Annotated in this window: 11 protein-coding genes; 7 read left to right on the top strand and 4 right to left on the bottom strand. The window is 65.9% G+C overall.

Annotated features, from left to right (window positions below; all coding sequences use genetic code 11):
• Position 1: 1 nt before the first annotated feature.
• Positions 2–1,279 (bottom strand): glycosyltransferase, encoded by a 1,278-nt coding sequence (locus ABEA50_RS24785; RefSeq protein ID WP_345498329.1) that lies wholly within the window; start codon positions 1,277–1,279, stop codon positions 2–4.
• An 812-nt stretch (positions 1,280–2,091) separates the two neighbouring features.
• Between ABEA50_RS24785 and ABEA50_RS24790 the strand changes: the two genes are divergently transcribed.
• Complete coding sequence (locus ABEA50_RS24790) at positions 2,092–4,683, top strand: cytochrome P450 (RefSeq protein ID WP_345498330.1); 2,592 nt, start codon at positions 2,092–2,094, stop codon at positions 4,681–4,683.
• A 63-nt stretch (positions 4,684–4,746) separates the two neighbouring features.
• Here ABEA50_RS24790 and ABEA50_RS24795 read toward each other — a convergent pair whose 3' ends face one another.
• Positions 4,747–6,849, bottom strand: coding sequence for an acyltransferase family protein (locus ABEA50_RS24795; protein WP_345498332.1), 2,103 nt, complete (start codon positions 6,847–6,849; stop codon positions 4,747–4,749).
• 880 nt (positions 6,850–7,729) lie between these two features.
• Between ABEA50_RS24795 and ABEA50_RS24800 the strand changes: the two genes are divergently transcribed.
• From ABEA50_RS24800 to ABEA50_RS24810, 3 genes are all read left to right on the top strand, one after another.
• Positions 7,730–9,508: a hypothetical protein gene (locus tag ABEA50_RS24800; protein ID WP_345498334.1), complete on the top strand. Its 1,779-nt coding sequence runs from the start codon at positions 7,730–7,732 to the stop codon at positions 9,506–9,508.
• A gap of 598 nt (positions 9,509–10,106) precedes the next feature.
• Entirely contained in the window at positions 10,107–10,835 is a 729-nt protein-coding gene (locus tag ABEA50_RS24805) for a response regulator transcription factor (protein WP_345498335.1), read from the top strand.
• Positions 10,836–11,260: 425 nt separating this feature from the next.
• Positions 11,261–11,629 (top strand): hypothetical protein, encoded by a 369-nt coding sequence (locus ABEA50_RS24810; protein WP_345498337.1) that lies wholly within the window; start codon positions 11,261–11,263, stop codon positions 11,627–11,629.
• A 180-nt stretch (positions 11,630–11,809) separates the two neighbouring features.
• On the opposite strand, the gene ABEA50_RS24815 is transcribed toward ABEA50_RS24810, so the two are convergent.
• The gene (locus ABEA50_RS24815; protein WP_345498339.1) at positions 11,810–12,277 is read right to left on the bottom strand and encodes an alpha/beta fold hydrolase; all 468 of its coding nucleotides are present in this window, start codon (positions 12,275–12,277) and stop codon (positions 11,810–11,812) included.
• A 727-nt stretch (positions 12,278–13,004) separates the two neighbouring features.
• Between ABEA50_RS24815 and ABEA50_RS24820 the strand changes: the two genes are divergently transcribed.
• The 3 genes from ABEA50_RS24820 to ABEA50_RS24830 all read left to right on the top strand — a co-directional run bounded on the left by ABEA50_RS24820 (position 13,005) and on the right by ABEA50_RS24830 (position 14,540).
• Positions 13,005–13,304: a helix-turn-helix domain-containing protein gene (locus ABEA50_RS24820; RefSeq protein WP_345498341.1), complete on the top strand. Its 300-nt coding sequence runs from the start codon at positions 13,005–13,007 to the stop codon at positions 13,302–13,304.
• A complete protein-coding gene (locus ABEA50_RS24825) occupies positions 13,301–13,474 on the top strand; it encodes a hypothetical protein (RefSeq protein WP_345498343.1) in 174 nt (57 codons plus the stop codon). Before ABEA50_RS24820 ends, ABEA50_RS24825 begins: the two co-directional genes overlap by 4 nt.
• 139 nt (positions 13,475–13,613) lie before the next feature.
• Entirely contained in the window at positions 13,614–14,540 is a 927-nt protein-coding gene (locus ABEA50_RS24830; protein WP_345498344.1) for a type II toxin-antitoxin system HipA family toxin, read from the top strand.
• Here ABEA50_RS24830 and ABEA50_RS24835 read toward each other — a convergent pair.
• Positions 14,527–15,888, bottom strand: coding sequence for an LLM class flavin-dependent oxidoreductase (locus ABEA50_RS24835; RefSeq protein WP_345498346.1), 1,362 nt, complete (start codon positions 15,886–15,888; stop codon positions 14,527–14,529). The two genes, ABEA50_RS24830 and ABEA50_RS24835, sit on opposite strands and share 14 nt — an antisense overlap.
• Positions 15,889–15,966: the final 78 nt, after the last annotated feature.

Here is a 15,966-nt window from a genome sequence, read left to right on the forward strand (position 1 = left end):
CTCACCCCGCCGCGGCTTCGATAATGTCGGCGGTGCGCGCGCAGGCATCCGCTGTGCTCAGCGTCTTCGCGAATTCCTCCGCACGCGTGCGAATTTCGGGGGTGAGCAGGGTGGCGACACCGTCGGCCAACCGTTGCTCGGTGAGCTGCGTAAAGCGCATATGCTCGCCGACACCGAGGCGCGCGACCTGCCCACCCCACATGGGTTGCTCGAACGACACCGAACACACCAGCGTCGGCAGACCGGCCCGCAAACTCTCGAACAACGTGCCGATGCCACCGTGGTGCACCGCCGCGCGACACCGGGGAAACACCCGGTCGTAGGCGAACGGCCCCACCACCTTCACGTGCGAGCCGACCTGGGCATTGGCGGCGTCGAGGTCGCTCCAGCCCGCGCTGACCAGTGCACGAACCCCGAATCGCGCCGAAACCTTGTCGGCCATCGCGAGCACGGCCGCGGTGTCCTTGATCGGCATGCTGCCGAACCCGAAGAACACCGGAGCCTCGCCCTCATCGATCCAGGACAGGATGCTCGCGTGATCACCGGCGAGGTCGCCGACGGCTTCGCGGGTGGCATGGTCGAGGGTGAGGAATCCGGTGAACGGCCTGCGCTCGTCCCACTGTTCGGGCAGCCCCGGCACCAGTGCGGGATCGTATATCTGCACCTCGGGGACGCCGCGTCGAGCGAGGACACCGGCGGTGCTCTCGAAGGATTTTGGCAACCCCAGCTTCGCTCGCAGGTCGTTGAGGTACCGCATGAACACCACGCGGCGCAGATTTTCGGCGAACACCCAGGTCGCGCGGTTCACCATGGCGGGGGGCGTCCAGTGCGCGGGCAGCGCGCCGGGGAACGGATAGGCGCTGTTGTAGCGGCACGGATAGTAATGCATGCTCACCTGCGCCACACCCATCGCCTCGGCGACCGAACTCGCGCGGTCTTCGGTCACCGTGCTGGAGACGATCAGCTCCGCGCCCGCGCACACGTCGATGACCTCGCTGTTCATCTGCTCGGCGTAGCCCGACATCTGCTGGGCCACCATCTGCATCAGACGCAAGGTGTTACCCGCCGCCAGTGCTTTCTGGCCTTGCTCGGAGCTGTAGAGCTGCTGGATATCGGGACCGCAGGCGCGCGCGTCGAGTCCGGCTCCCGTCACGAAGTCCACCAGGTTGGGTGGGGCGCCGATCAGGACCTCGTGGCCGCGGCGGCGCAGTTCTACGCCGAGTGCCACCACGGGCTGGACGTCACCGCGGGTGCCGGTGAGCGGGATCGCTATTTTCAACGGTGCTCGATTCTCTTTCTGGGCGCGGTGTTTTGGAGTGGTGTGGGTGGTAGGGGTGTGCTTGTGGTGGTCTGGTTGGACGGGGTGGTACGCGGGGGCGAGTGCTTCCTCGCTGTGTTTTTTGGCGGCTGGCGCCGCGTGGTTCGCGGCCCTGAGTCTCGCTGTTGAGTACCCGTTTCTTGCTCCTGCGTCGCCTACGAAACGGGCACTCAACAGCGAGACGGCCGCGAACTTACCGTGCCGGTCTCGCTGACGCTCGGAACAAGTGTTCGGGCGGCTCCTGAGGTGGTGGGTTAGTGGTGGGTGCGGCGGTTGTGGGTTGCGGGGTGTTGTCGTTATGCCGGGGTGGAATGGGCGCCGCACCGGCTTGAACGCAAAGTTGGAGGAGAGGAGGTACCGCATCCGGGGTGTCGGAGTGGCGCGTCGGGGTGGGGGCTGCGTGGCGGGAGTTGCGAGTGGTGGGTGGGGTGCGTTGTCAGAGTGGTGCGCTGGGGGAGTTGCGGGCTGTCGTGGGCGGGTGTGCTGTTCGGGGGCCGCGTGGTGTTGCCATGGTGCGTTGACGCTGTTGTTGTTCGTGGTCGCTTCCTACATGACATCGTTCGTCCGCGTGATTTGTTCACACCGCGCGGCGGCTGGTTCGTTTCGGGGTTTCGGTGGCTGCCCTCGGTGCATCGGTCGGTAGCCGCTCGTGTGGCAGGTCCGCGCGGCATTGGAGTGCTCTGTCGCGCGGGTTCGATGACACCGTGGCATCGCCGTTCAAAGGCAGAATTGGGGGCTCCGGTGGGGGTGGGTGATCGCCTACAGTGGCGATTGTGCACATCGCGATCTTCATGGATTATCACCCGACCACGCTGGGCGGGGTACAGACCGCGGTGGCGGCGTTGTGTCGGGGAATCGAACGCGCGGGTCATCGGGTGACGTTGTTCGTCGCGCCGTTGGCGGGTAGGGCACCGGCGGATGATTCGCCGAATGTGGTGACGCTGGAGCCGATCTCGTCGGTGGTGAACGGGTTTCCCGTGGTGCTGCCGTCCAAGCGCAATGCCGCGCTGATCGACGCGGCCTTCGCCGAGCGCGGTCCGGTCGATGTCGTGCATACCCAGACCACCTACGGCGTCGCGATCGCCGGAATGCGCGCGGCCCGTCGACACGGCCTTCCGCTGGTGCACACGGCGCAGAGTCGCGACGATACCTTCATCGAAAATAACTCTCCCGCACCGTATTTCGCGGCACTCGCGATGCGTTCGCTGCACGGGCGATTCGTTTCGCACGACGGGCAGATGCCGCATCGCCCGCAGGAGGTGGAAAGCCGTGCGGCCCGCCATGCCTGGCGCACGATGGTGGCGCAGGCGCAGGTCGCCGACCACGTGATCACCCCGACCCGACACTTCGCCGATCTGATGCTCGCGCACGGGCTGACCAAGCCACTGCACGTGGTCTCCAACGGTGTCGATGACGACCTACTCGACGCTCTCGCGCGCACTGCGTCTACTGCGCCGACCGTATTCGCGCAGCCCGATGCTCGCCTTCGCCTGGTATGGAGTGGCCGGATGTCGGCCGACAAGCGCGTGCTCGAGGCGATCGACGCGGTGCGCCGCGTCGAGAACTGCGTCCTCGAGGTCTACGGCGAGGGTGAATTGCACGATGTGGCCCAACGCCTGGTCGACGAATACCGCTGCGGCGACCGAATCCGTCTGCACGGCAGAGTAAGCCAGGCCGAAGTGCTCGCCGCCATGGCAACGGCGGACGCGCTGCTGCTCAGTTCGGCCAGCAGCGACACCCAGAGCATGGTGTTGCTGGAGGCGGTGGCCGTCGGACTGCCCGTCGTCTATTGCGATCCCGCGCTCGGCGAAACGGTGCCGACGGGCGGCGGTGTCCGCACCGCCGACGCCTCGCCGGAAGCGATCGCCGCGACACTCGCCGATCTCGCCGCCGACCCCGCCGCGCGCTCCGCGATGCGCGCCGCCCTCGACGCCCACCGTGACTCGGTGCGCCAATCCCGTCAGGTGGAGGCGGCCGTCGCGGTGTATCGCAAAGCCGTTGACGAGGCCGCACACGCGCCCGAACTCCCGCTGCCCCGTAGCCTTTCCGAGGTGCCCACCGCGCCGGGGCGGCTGCCGCTGGTGGGCCACGGTGTGCGCTCGCTGTTGGACGCGCCGGGATTCGTGACGCCGCTGTCGCAGCTCGGGCCGATCGTGCGGGTGTATTTCGGTCAGCAGACCGGATACCTGCTCACCACCCCGGATCTGGTGCGCGAGGTCGGGTTGGGTGCGGCCCAACTCAATCGTGACGACCTGCGCGAGGCCATCGAGGATGTCGCCGGCGGATCGGTGAATGTGTTGCGCGGCGCCGAACACAAGCAGCGGCGCAGGATGATCGCGCCCGCGCTGCGCCAGACTCGGTTGGTCGAATACACCAGGTCCGCCGCCGACATCGCCGAACGATGGTCGGCGGGGTTGCCAGCGGGACAGCGCGTGAACCTGATGGACGAGGTGCACGGGCTGGTACTCGACACCGTGTCCTCGACCTTGTTCACCGCGAGCTTCAGCGACACCGCGCGCCGCGAGATCCGCGACAACGTGCCGTGGTTGCTCAGCCAGGTCATCGTGCGGACCGCGCTACCTCCGCAGGTGCGTCGGCTGCGGGTGCTCGCGAATTACCGCTGGCGAAAGAAGGCGGGCCATCTGCGGGCGGCGATCGGCGACGTGGTGTCGGAATATCGCCGTCGCGACGAGGATTTCAACGATGTGGTCTCGGCGCTGATCCGGCATACCGATCCGGAGACCGGCGAAACGCTGTCGGACGAGCACATCATCGACGAGGCGATCTTGATGCTCGCGGGTGGCGTTGGTTCGATGGCCTCGCTGACGGGGTGGTTGTGGCACGAGGTGATGCGGCGACCGGATATCACCGAGCGCCTCTACGCCGAACTAGACGTCGTCATCGGCTCGGGTCCGGTGTCGGCCGAGCACATCGGCAAGCTGCCCTACCTGAAACAGGTTGTCTCCGAGACACTGCGGTTCTGGGGGCCGTGGATCAGCGCGGGAACCGCCGACGGCGACACCGAGGTGGGCGGCATCGTCATCCCCGATGGCGCGGCGATCATGTTCAGCCCCTACATGATTCAGCACGACAAGCGGTATTACCCGAATCCCGAGGTGTTCGACCCCGACCGGTGGTCGCCCGAACGCGCCGACGAGATCGACAAGAAAGCCAACCTGTCCTTCGGTGTCGGACGCCGCCGGTGCATGGGCGATCACTTCGCCTTGCTGGAGATCACCTTGGCCTCGGCGGCATTCCTGGCCCGCTGGCATCCGACGGCGGACCCGAAATATGTGGTGCGCGCCTCGAATCGAGACTTCGTGCTGTCGCCTTCGGCTATACCGGTGACTCTTCGAGCACGCTGACCCGACCCGCTGGCCGAACCGCGTTCTCGACCAGTCGCCAGCAGCGCTCGCGTCAGCTCGAGCTCACCACCAGTGCGTGATCTCGCTGATGTGGCGCCCGAGCGCGGGTGCCAGCGAGCGCGCGTAGCTCGCCGTGAGGTGGTGTTCGTCCCGGTAGACCAGCACGTTGCCTTCGACGACGCGGCAGCGTTCGGCCAGACAGATGCCGTCGGAGAGGTCGAACGGGAAGACGTTCGGGTAGGAGGCGGCCAGTTCCGCGCCGGGGTCGACGGGGTCGAGTGCGACGCTGCGGTCGATACCGCAACTGTCCGAGTTGCCGTGGTGGGCCAGGCAATCGACGGCGCGGTAGAACACACCGGCTCGCCGCAGTCGCGGGGTATCGCGCAGGGCGAGGACATTCAGGTCGCGGTCCTGGAGTTCGGAGAAGATCGGGAACCACTCCGGTGGCACGAAGTCGCCGTCCTCGTGCGGGCGAAAGCGCGTGGAGATGGTGAAGATCCAGTCCGGACGGGTTTCGGTGAGCCGGTCGAGCACTTCGGTCGTCCACTCGTGGCACTCGGGGAACGGCGCCTCGGCGTAGGAGGGTTCATCCACCAGCACCAGCGGGCAGCCCTCTTTGAGGTAGGTGACGATGCGGAAGGAATGTTCGTCGGCGAGGGTCTGTAGCGCCGGCAGCCAGTGTTCGGAGTGCGAACCACCGACCAGTGCGATGGTTCTCGTCGCGTCCGCGTCACCGTAGATACAGGTGCGTACCTCACGGTCGGGAGTGATGCAGCCGTCGTAGGTGGGTGATGGCGCGTCGGCGCCGCCCTCGAAGACCGAGGGTCGCATGGTCGCCGATGGGACCGGCAGACCGTCGGTCAGCGCCTGCCCACCCGGATACAGCGTGTTGTCCAGCGCGGCGGGCGGTTCGGCCGAGTTCACCTTCAGTACCACTTGCCAGCCGATCGTCGAGATGAGCACCGCGGCACCGGCCACGCCGACAACGATGCCGACCGACCTGCGATAGCGCGGAGTTCGGGCCTCGGTCGTCGCGTCGGTCACCTGCTTACGTCGCAGCGGCGTCTCCACCAGGCGCTGAATCAGCCACGCGACCACGAGCGAGATACCGATGATCAGCAGTCCGCCGCCGAATCCCGCTGATGCCGTTCCTCTTTCGGCGATAACGAAGATGAGGATGGGCCAGTGCGCCAGATACAGCGCGTAGGCGATGGCGCCGAGTTCGGTGAACGCCTTCGTAGCGAGGAGCCGGTTCACCCAGGGCTGACGCTCGGCGTCGACGTTCATGCCCGAGGTGATCAAGAACACCGCGGAGGCAACCGGGAACAGCGCCGCGGCGCCGGGGAAGTGGGCGGCGCCGTCGATGAGTAGCCCGCAGGCGAAAACCATGACGATGCCGGCAAGCGCGAACACCGTACGCAGAATCTTCGGCAGCTTGATCCACGGCGCGGCTACGGCCAGCGCGGCGCCAGCGAGCAGTTCCCACACCCTGGCGGCGGTGTCGTAGTAGGTCCAGGACTGGTGCTGCTGGGCGCCCTCGATCGCGTACCAGAGCGAGACGGCGCCGATCACGAGCAGCACGCCGAACAGGGTGGTCCTGCGCGTGCTGTCGGTGAGCTGACGGCGGCGACTCCACCACGCCCACAGTCCGACGGCGATCACGATCCCCACGTAGAACTGGCCCTGCACCGACATCGACCACAGATGCTGCAACGGGCTGACCGAAGGGTCCGCCGCCGCGTAGTCGAGCTGCGCGTTGGCAAGGTGCCAGTTCTGGTAGTACAGCGCCGAGGCGACCGTCTGGGCGGCGATATCGCCCCACTGAGTGTACGGTCGCACGATCACGGTCGTGATCGCTACTGCGGTCAAGACCACCGCGAGCGCCGGAAGCAGCCTGCGTGCGGTGCGCCGGGCGGTGTGCAGGTAACCGACCGCCTCGTGTGTCTCGACGCGGCGCAGCAGCATGCCGGTGAAGAAGAAGCCCGACAGCACGAGGAACACGTCGACACCGCCGGAGACCCGGCCCATCCACACGTGGAAGCAGACGACCAGTGCGATCGCGACGCCACGCAGCCCGTCGAGATCACTGCGGTACTGCGCGCGCGCCCGTGGGCGTACGGCGCTGGTCACCGCCGGCTCGATTCGGGACTCCGCTGGTCTCGACACTGGTGTCGCTCCTCTCGTCGCATGTCGGCTTCGATCCCGATGTCAGCGACGACCGAATTGGATCCGGCAGAGCTCGGGTGAGCTCGCCGAACCGACTCGGCCGAATCGGCGAGGACAACAAGACACGGGTGTCGATTATCCATAAGACATGCGGTGGGGGCACGGCGTGGCTGTGTTGAACATGAAGATTGCTGGTCAGGTGACCTGGGGAGGGAAGAAGTCGCTGCCGAACGCGTGCCCACTCGTCCTTACCCAGGCTACGTGTGTCCGCTCGAATCGGTCGATCACGAAGTCGGTGCTCGAGGTCTGTGTACCCGACCGAGGCGCCCGGGAAGCGCGAACGGCTCGACACGAGGTGAACTTTGTGAACCGGTGCCCAATTCTGTCCGAAACCGACAATGTCGGTGGGACCGCGCGGAATGTTTTCGGGGAGAGTACATTTGCCCGTGCGATGCGCGGATACGCTGACGGGTGCCGGATTCGGTCGGCGAACCGGTCGCGACGCGCCCGAAGTTGATGATTATGGGTTGTGCGGACATCATTACCGTGTCGGATTGTCGGCTCGGCCGATCAGCGGACTCGGGCCGTGCACACAGGTCGTAGAAACGAGAGCCACGAAAGCAGTGAAATAGGTGGGAGATTCCGTCGTGATGGTACGGACCGGGGCGTCTCCGCAGTCGTCAGCGCGGTGCCGCAGCATTCGAAGCGAGGCGGTGGGTTCGCATCGCCGCGCGCGTGGCGTGCGCGGTACGCCGATTTGTTCGCCGCGGTGGCAAATCGGTAGTTTCGCCGACCACGGTGCATCGACTATGAATGAGGATGTGCCGTTCCCACCCGTGATCACTTGTCTGCCATCGAATCTCCCTCGGCGGGAGTCGCGATGACCATCGAGCACCCCGAGGACGATGTCACGCAGCTCGCGCAGCGAGTCGAGAAGGCGCGCGGCAGGCTCGCCTACCAGTTCGACCCCGCGCTGACCGAGGCGCTTTCGGAAGACGAGCTACACGCCGAACGCGAACTGGCCGAACGGATTCGTGGACAGGAGCGCGGCCAGCGCTGGAAACAAGCGCAGGCCTCGGCATCGGCGGCCGATCGGGCCAGGCAGACCACCGAAGAGATCGAGAAGGCCGACATTCGAGACTTATTGGTAGCCAGGAAGGCGATCGCCGCCCAGCGTCGGGAATCGAGCCCGCACGCGAAACTGGCGTCACTGTATCGGCATCGGTCGTGGTCGTTGCGCGCGTTGGCGGGCGTGGTGGGCGCGGGCATGCTGTGGTCGGCGGTCAACGTTCAGCACAACATCGCTCCCGGCGGTCCGGGTGATCCGCTGTACTGGTTCAGTTACCTGCTCGAAGGCATGATCAGTGTCTGCTTGATCATCATCATGATCGGCACGAACAAGGTCGCCGAGTGGGGTGTGGTGGACAACCGCCGCCAGGTCGCCGTCGCCGAGTTCTGCTTGCTCGCGTTGACCGTTGCCCTCAACACCTACCCGTACATGCGCGACCGGCTGTGGTACGACGCCGCCGTGCACGCCATCGCGCCGGTGATGATCGGCGTCGCGTTGCTCATTCACAATGCGGCGAGTGGTCGCTTCGGTCTTGCCATTTCGCGTGCGACCGATCAGGTGCGCGACATGCCTGATCCGGCCGAGCAGATTCGCCGCACCGTGAATTCGGCGTCGAGCTACCGGGTTCGGGTGCCTTCGGAGGTACGGATACCGCCGCAGGACACACAGGACGCCGAGATCACCGAACTCGCGCCGGTGCAGGCGTTGGAGGCGGGGTCGGAGGATTCGCAGGCGCAGGACAGCGGCGCCACCTCGAAGCGTTCGGCGAAGGCGGAGGGCTCCGACGGCGCTGCGTCGAGTAAGAGCGATTCCGTGGCGGCGGAGAAGAAGACCGCAGCGGCGCAAAAGTCCGCTGCCGCAGGCACTTCCGCTTCGCGGTCGGGATCGACTCCCAAGCGCGTCCCCGAGGCCGAGGCCAAGGCCACCGCGAAGCCCGCGGCGAGTAAGAACGCCGAGGCCGCGGCGAAGCCTGCCAAGTCGAGCGCGGCATCGAAGTCGGCGGGCCCGCAGCGCACCGAAAAGCCCGCTGCGCCAACGAAGCCCGTGCCCAAGGCCGCCGCACCGGAGCCTGCGGCACGGCCCGCCGCGTCCACGAGCAGCGCGTCGTCGAGCAGTGCCTCGAGCAGCAATGGTCCCGCGAGACCTGCGGAGCCGAAGAAGCCCGAGCCGAGCAGCCGACCCGCCGCCGCGACACCGGCGAGCGGGTCGAGTCCGTCCAAAGCTGTCGTGAAGCCCGCCGCCACGCGGTTCGAAGAGCAGCCCGCCGCGCGGCAGCCCACGCCGACGAGCCCGAGGATCGACGCTTCGGCCGCGGCCGATATCTGGACCGCCAAGCCGGTCGAGCGGCCGAGCACCCCGCCGTCCAAGCGGCAGGCCGCCGCGGACGCCAAGCGCGCGGCCGAGGCCAAGAAGGCCGAGGCCAAGCGGCTGGGGACCGACTCCGCGTCGGCGCCGTCGGACCTCTACGACACCGGTCAGTTGCGCATCGCCGAGATTCTGGAGCAGGAGCTCGCCGAGTTGCAGGCGCAGCGCCGCAAGGCCCGCACCAGCAGGCAGCGGTTGTCGCAGCAGTCCGGTCGCGATCGGTAGGTAACCGGTTCGACCACTCAATCCACGAGAGCACTGGCTCAGCTGAATCCGGCTGAGCCAGTGCCTGTTTCATGAGTGCGGGCTTTCCCACCCGGCTGTCGGTGGCCTGGCCGGCACGCCGAGCTCGGCCTCGGCCGCGCGCCGGGCAGCGACCAGAAGACCATGTACACCCCACCAGCGCGGCGCATCCGGGTAGTTCTCCGGTAACGCGATGTGTTCAGGAGTTTTCTCGGTCCATCGGAGCGGCACAACGTGTGGTTGCTCGCTTGGTCTGCGCGTTGTGTGCCCAGGTGGTATGTGGGGTGACGCCAGCTCAACCGCCTGCCGATCTACGGACGGTCGGCACGTCACTGTACGCATGGCATTGCCAGCGCTGGCGCCAACGATCCACGGGGGACTGCGCCGCCTCCAGCGCTCTGACGTGGGAATTCCTGTCGACATCGGCGTGATCGCCGGTCTCGCGGCGGGTTGCCCGAGGCGCCGATATGCTGGAGAATTGCTTGGGGTCGATGTCGAGGGTCGAGTCGCTGTGGTCGATTCACTCCGATGGCGGTTCGACTCGCCCGTGTGCCGAGTCCATTGTCGATGGGAATGACTTATGGGCGCGAGCCTGATGATCGTAGAAGACGACGCTCGGGTTCGTGGCGCGCTACGGCTCGCCATGGAGGACGAGGGGTACGAGATCACCGAGGCCGAAGAGGCCGAGGACGCGCTGGCTCAACTGCGGGACAACGGTGCGCCCGACGTGATCATCGTGGACCTCATGCTCGGTGGGATGGACGGTTTCACCTGTATTCGGGAGATCCGCCGCGAGCACGATGTGCCGATCATCGTGGTGAGCGCACGCGACGACACCCACGATGTGGTGGCCGCGCTCGAGGCGGGCGCCGACGACTTCGTCACCAAGCCGTTCGAGATCAAGGAGATCACCGCGCGCATGCGTGCGCTGCGCAGGCGGGCACGTCAGGCCGCCGAGCGCGAAGCGCCGCAGGAGAACGAGGTGGTGCTCGACGCCGACCTGGACGGCGACGAGTCGGCGCCGGTGGTGCTGTGGCCGGATCGGGGGATCGTGGCGCGCGGCGGGGAGGAGCTACACCTCACGCACACCGAGTTTCGGGTGTTGTGTGAGCTGGCGGAGACACCGGGGCGGGTGTTGAGTCGTTCGGTGCTGCTGGACCGGGTGTGGGATCGCGGATTTTTCGGCGACGAGCGGATCGTCGATGTGCATGTGCGTCGACTGCGCACCAAGATCGAGCGCGATCCGTCGGATCCGAGCATTGTGGTGACGGTGCGTGGTCTGGGGTATCGGCTCGATCCGCAGCGTTGAGTAGTGCGCGGCTGTCCTGAACAGCCTTGGGCCGCCGTGGTTTCGGATAATCACCGCGCGGTCCCTATGGTCTGTTGTGTCGGGTTTTGCGGCAGGGATTTCAGATCCGTGACCAGGCGGTAATTCGCGATCGAGGCCTTCGCGACACCGAAATACCAGGACGAGCGTTCGGTTGCTGTGATCTGTTCCAGCGCAATTAAATTAGTCGACTCGGTGATTGCTCTCCGGTTGCGCCACGCCCGTTGAGCTTGCTGTCCCCGGTGCGGGGCGATCGATCTAATGGGCCACCCGCAGCATGCCAAACATACTCTCGCACAAGTGAAATGGACATGTACCAGCTGGACTTTGGTTCAGTTTCCGGTAATCGCGTGTCGCCACGCCGCGATGTTGCGCGCGAGAACTGTGAATTGCCATAGGGTGTGGCTATGACTTTTGGGGAAAGTTCGGTATTGGCAACCAGGCGACTGTCTGCAGCGGGAAAGCGAGTGCTCGTCACCGTCGCGACACCCCGGCTCGATCCGCTCGGGCTCGACCTCGGTTATCTCTGTCACGTCGATATCGAAGGCATGGCTCCCGCACCGATCAGATTGCAGAGCAACGCGAGCACCCCGGGCCGCGCCCTCGCCCTCGTCCTGCGCAAGGTCACCGACAAGCTCGGCATCGAGATGTCGGATTTCCTCTCGGACGCCTTGGTCGGCATCACCCATCCGCGCCAGCAACGCCGCTCGGCGCGCGCGAGCGTCAGTCGGAACGTGACGATGAACCATCGATCCGCGCCCGTGGAGCTACGCTGACCCGACGATCGCGCTGGGTGCGAAGACGAATACCGTCCTAGCGCAACGGCATTCGTATCATGATCCGATTCTGACAGCGTTCGGGCCGACCTGCTGCCGCGCGGAGACCACTCCTGGGTGCTCCCGCGATCTTCCCGGGTCGGCCCCGAACGCGAACTCTCACATAAGTATTCGGTTCGGCTATGCCTCGACCTGGTCGTGGCTGGCGACGAAGGCGAGGAACCGGGGGATGACGTCGTCGGCGTTCGCCCACAGTAGGTCGTGGCCGATGTCCGGCATGATCTCCACCTGAGCCGAGGGGATGTGCCTTCGGGCGCGGGCGGCCCCGATCTCCGGATCGTTGGCCACCGTCTCGGCGCCGAAGAGCACGAACATCGGTGCGGAGATCTCGGCGAGCTCGTCATCGGTGAGCGTGCGTTCCCACGGCATCCCCGGCTTGAATTTCGCCGCGGCCTGCGCCATGGCGAAGGACTCGTCATCCATGTCGTACCTGGGCATCAGCCACCGGTTGAGCTTCCGCATCCGCTCCGGCGTCGGCCGGATACCCGCTGCCAGAAACTCGAGTAGTACGCGCCAGTCCGGCTTGCCGAATGTCGCACCGCCCGGCTCCAGCAGTGTCGCGCTCGCCAATCGGTCCGAGCGGTGCACTGCGACCAGGGTGGTCAGTCAGGCGCCCAGCGAGTTTCCGGCCAGGTGCACCCGTTCGACCTCCAGTCCGTCGAGCACCTCGCTCTCCACTTCGCGATGTCGGCGCCGTCGTGCAGCGGCACCGTCTGCTGGCAGCGCCCCGGCCATCCCATGACATCCGGTGTGTACACCGTGTGCTCACGCGACAGCGCTTCGGTGAACCCACCTCAGATCTGATCCAGATCTGACCGTTACCCATGGTGCCCGGCAAACGCATGATCGGCGCGCCCTCACCGCTGCCTGATTCGCGCACCCTGGTGGTGCCGAACGAGGTCTCGATGTCACGAATGGTCGACGGCACCGGCCATTTCGCGGCGACGGAGTCGTACACGCGGTCGAAGGCGGCTTTCGCTTCGTCTTCTTGAAGTGCCCGATCTAAGCAGGTCAGGGGTCGGTGAAGGCGCGCCTTCGGTAGGTGGGTTCGAGGCAGGGTGGCAACAGGTGGCTTTGCGTGGCCGCACCTTCGGCTGGTGCTCACGGTGTCCTGGTGACCGATCCGGCAGCCGGGGCAACGGTGCGCGTTGCGGGCCGATCTCAACGGCGCGCAGATCACTCCTCGAGGTGGTTAGCGTCTTATATGTGAACCATTGGCTTCTCTCGGCGCGGACGCGGTTTCGGAAAGTTACCGACTCATATGTGAGCCGGTAAACGGTATAGTGAGTCATCTACGATCCTTAAAGGAGGAAGTGTGAAGCGTCGTGCGTCGGCGCGCACCGTTCGGGCGGCCAGGGAGATCGGGGCGTACCTGAATGCGTGGCGCAAGTTGCTCGGGTTGACCGCCGAAGAGGTGGCCGAACGTGCTGGTGTTGCCAGATCCACGTACAGACGGCTGGAAACTGGTGAGTTGGGGGTGTCCATGGAGACATATCTGAACGTGCTGCGCGTGCTCGGTCAGCTCGACCAGGTGGTCACCGCCATCGACCCGTACGAAACCGACCTCGGCCGTGCCAGGGCCGACCAGCGCCTTCCGGAGCGTGTCCGTCGATGACCGAGGCCTTGCGCGTCTGTGTCGAGTTGGCTGGCCGCTCAATCGAAGCCGGGGTCGCCTATTTCACGCATCGTGGCGCCCTGACCACCGCATTTCGTTACAGCCACGACTACCTGCGGTTGCCGGGCGCATACGAGCTCGATCCGGCGTTGCCGCTGTACCAGGGCTAGCACCACGTCGCGGGGCTTCCGGGTGCATTCGCCGACTGTGGCGCCCGACCGGTGGGGACAGAACCTGATTCGCCGTCGGATCCGATCGGAGCAGTCTTCCACCAAGGCGCGGAGCCGAGCGGTCACCGACGTCGATTACATGACCGGGGTCAGTGATTTCACTCGGCAGGGCGCCTTGCGGTTCGCCGTGCCGGACAGCGATCTGTTTCTCGATCCGGACTCGGAGGTGCCGCGAGCGATCGAACTTCCCGCGCTGCTTCGCGCATCCGAGCATGTCGCTCGTGACGATGGCTTCGATGACGTGAAGATGCTGCTGGCGGCCGGGACGGCAACGCTCGGCGGCGCGCGCCCCAAGGCGTCCGTTCGTGACGGCGACCGGTTGTGTATTGCGAAGTTTCCGCATCACGCTGACCGCTGGGATGTCATGGCGTGGGAGAAGACCGTCCTGGATCTCGCGGAGAACGCAGGCATCAGTGTGCCGGTCCGCTCACTACAGCGAGTCGATGGGAAAGGAGTCCTGATCCTCGAACGATTCGACCGCGACTCCGGCACCCGGATCGGCTATATCAGCGCGATGACCATGCTGCAGGCTCGCGACGGCCAAAGCGTGGATTACCTCGACTTGGCCGAGGCTATCCCGGAACGCGCGGCCAGGCCGAATGCCGACTTGGCCCAACTGTGGCGGCGGATCGCGTTCAATATCGCCGTCCACAACACCGACGACCATCTGCGGAATCACGGCTTTCTCCGCGGCGACGCCGGATGGTTACTTGCCCCGGCGTTCGACGTGAACCCGAACCCCGAACTCGCGGAGCAACGTGTGACGTCCATCGGCGGTGCCAGCGACCCGGCCGAGGAACTCGATGCACTCTTGAAAGCGGCCGACGCTTTCGGTCTTTCGGTCGAGCGAGCGCGCGCAGCGCTGGGCGAAGTATTCGCCGCGACTGAGCGTTGGGAAGCAGCGGCAGCGGCAAACGGCATTTCCGCAGCGGAGCGCAACCGATTTCGTTCGGTTTTCGAGGGACCTCGGGCACTGGTGGCGCGGCTGGTGGTCAGGAATCGGTGAAGGCGCCTCGGTAGGTAGCGGCGGGGTGGGAGTCGGGGAGGAGATCGCGGCCGGTGGCTTTGCGGCGGGCGGTGCCTTCGGCGTACTCGGTTCGGGCCAGGCCGCGGTCACGGAGGACGGGCAGGACGTGGTCGATGAACTCGGTGAAGCTGCCGGGGATCGTGGCGTTGGTGACGTTCACGCCGTCGATTCCGGCGTCGCGCCAGACGGCGAGTCGGTCGGCGATCTGCTCCGGGGTGCCGACGATCCTGCCGTGATGGCTGCGGAGGCGGGCGAGGTCGCGGACGGTGGGCTCGCGGTCGGGTACGGCCTCGTGCAGCCAGGCGAGTGTGCTGCGGGTGCCTTCGGTCTCGATGTCGCCGATGGGGGTGTCCAGGTCGTAGTGGCCGAGATCGTGGCCGAGTCCGCCTGCCGCGTGCGCGATGATGGTGTTCGGGTCGAGTACTTCGTCCAGTTCGGCGGCCTTGCGTTTCGCTTCTTCCTCGGTGCTGCCGATGACGAACGAGAGCCCCTGGAAGAACTGCAGATCTTCTGGTGCACGCCCGTTCTCGGCGACCAGGCGGCGGGTGTCGTCGATCAATGCCTTCGCCGCCGCCGGGTTCGGCGAGACGATGAACTGGCCTTCGGCGTTCCGGGCCGCGAATCGCCGTCCCGCCGCCGAGGAACCGGCCTGGAACAGTACCGGCGTGCGCTGCGGCGACGGTGCTACCAGGTGCGGGCCTTCCACGCGGTAGCGCTTGCCGTCGTGATTGATCTTGTGCACCTTGTCGAAATCGCCGTGCAGTCCCGACGCTTTGTCCTGGATGAGTGCGCCGTCGTCCCATGAGCCTTCCCACAGTTTGTAGACCACATCGACGTATTCGTCGGCCCACCGGTAGCGCTCGTCGTGCGCGGTGATCTCATCGAAACCGAAGTTGCGCCAGGCATTTCCGGACAGGCTGGTGACGATGTTCCAGCCGATGCGGCCGTTCGAGGCATGGTCGAGGGTGGAGATCTTGCGCGCGAAATCGAACGGATGCGATTGCAGGATCGAATTGGTGAGCACGATGCCGAGATGCTCGGTGTTGTAGGCCAGTGCCGAGGCGAGCACCGTCGGATCATTGCTCGGAATCTGTAGGCCGCTCTCCACGAATTTCCGCCACGACCCCTGGTAGTCGTCGTAGAGCCCGACCACATCCGCGAAGAAGATGTAGTCGAACTTGCCGCGCTCCAGCGTTTTCGCCAGCTCCACCCAGTGGTCGAGCGAATTGAACCGTGTCTGTTGTGCTTCCGGCAATCGCCAGGCCCCGTGCAGGATGTGCGAGGTCGTATTCATCACGAATGCGGAAAACCGCAGTGGCGCTGACATGGTGATCCTCCAAGCGGACGGGTGGTCCGCCGATTCGGCGGCGTACTGCCACCAAGCTACGTTCGCGTCCCGTGGCTG

The sequence above is a fragment of the Nocardia callitridis genome, from assembly GCF_039543305.1.
GTDB lineage: Bacteria > Actinomycetota > Actinomycetes > Mycobacteriales > Mycobacteriaceae > Nocardia > Nocardia callitridis.

Bases quoted from the DNA above. Each gene is read 5' to 3' on its own strand.
- ABEA50_RS24830 (WP_345498344.1), top strand. From the start codon at position 13,614: ATGACCGGGGTCAGTGATTTCACTCGGCAGGGCGCCTTGCGGTTCGCC.
- ABEA50_RS24835 (WP_345498346.1), bottom strand. From the start codon at position 15,888: ATGTCAGCGCCACTGCGGTTTTCCGCATTCGTGATGAATACGACCTCG.
- ABEA50_RS24800 (WP_345498334.1), top strand. From the start codon at position 7,730: ATGACCATCGAGCACCCCGAGGACGATGTCACGCAGCTCGCGCAGCGA.
- ABEA50_RS24825 (WP_345498343.1), top strand. From the start codon at position 13,301: ATGACCGAGGCCTTGCGCGTCTGTGTCGAGTTGGCTGGCCGCTCAATC.
- ABEA50_RS24810 (WP_345498337.1), top strand. From the start codon at position 11,261: ATGACTTTTGGGGAAAGTTCGGTATTGGCAACCAGGCGACTGTCTGCA.
- ABEA50_RS24805 (WP_345498335.1), top strand. From the start codon at position 10,107: ATGGGCGCGAGCCTGATGATCGTAGAAGACGACGCTCGGGTTCGTGGC.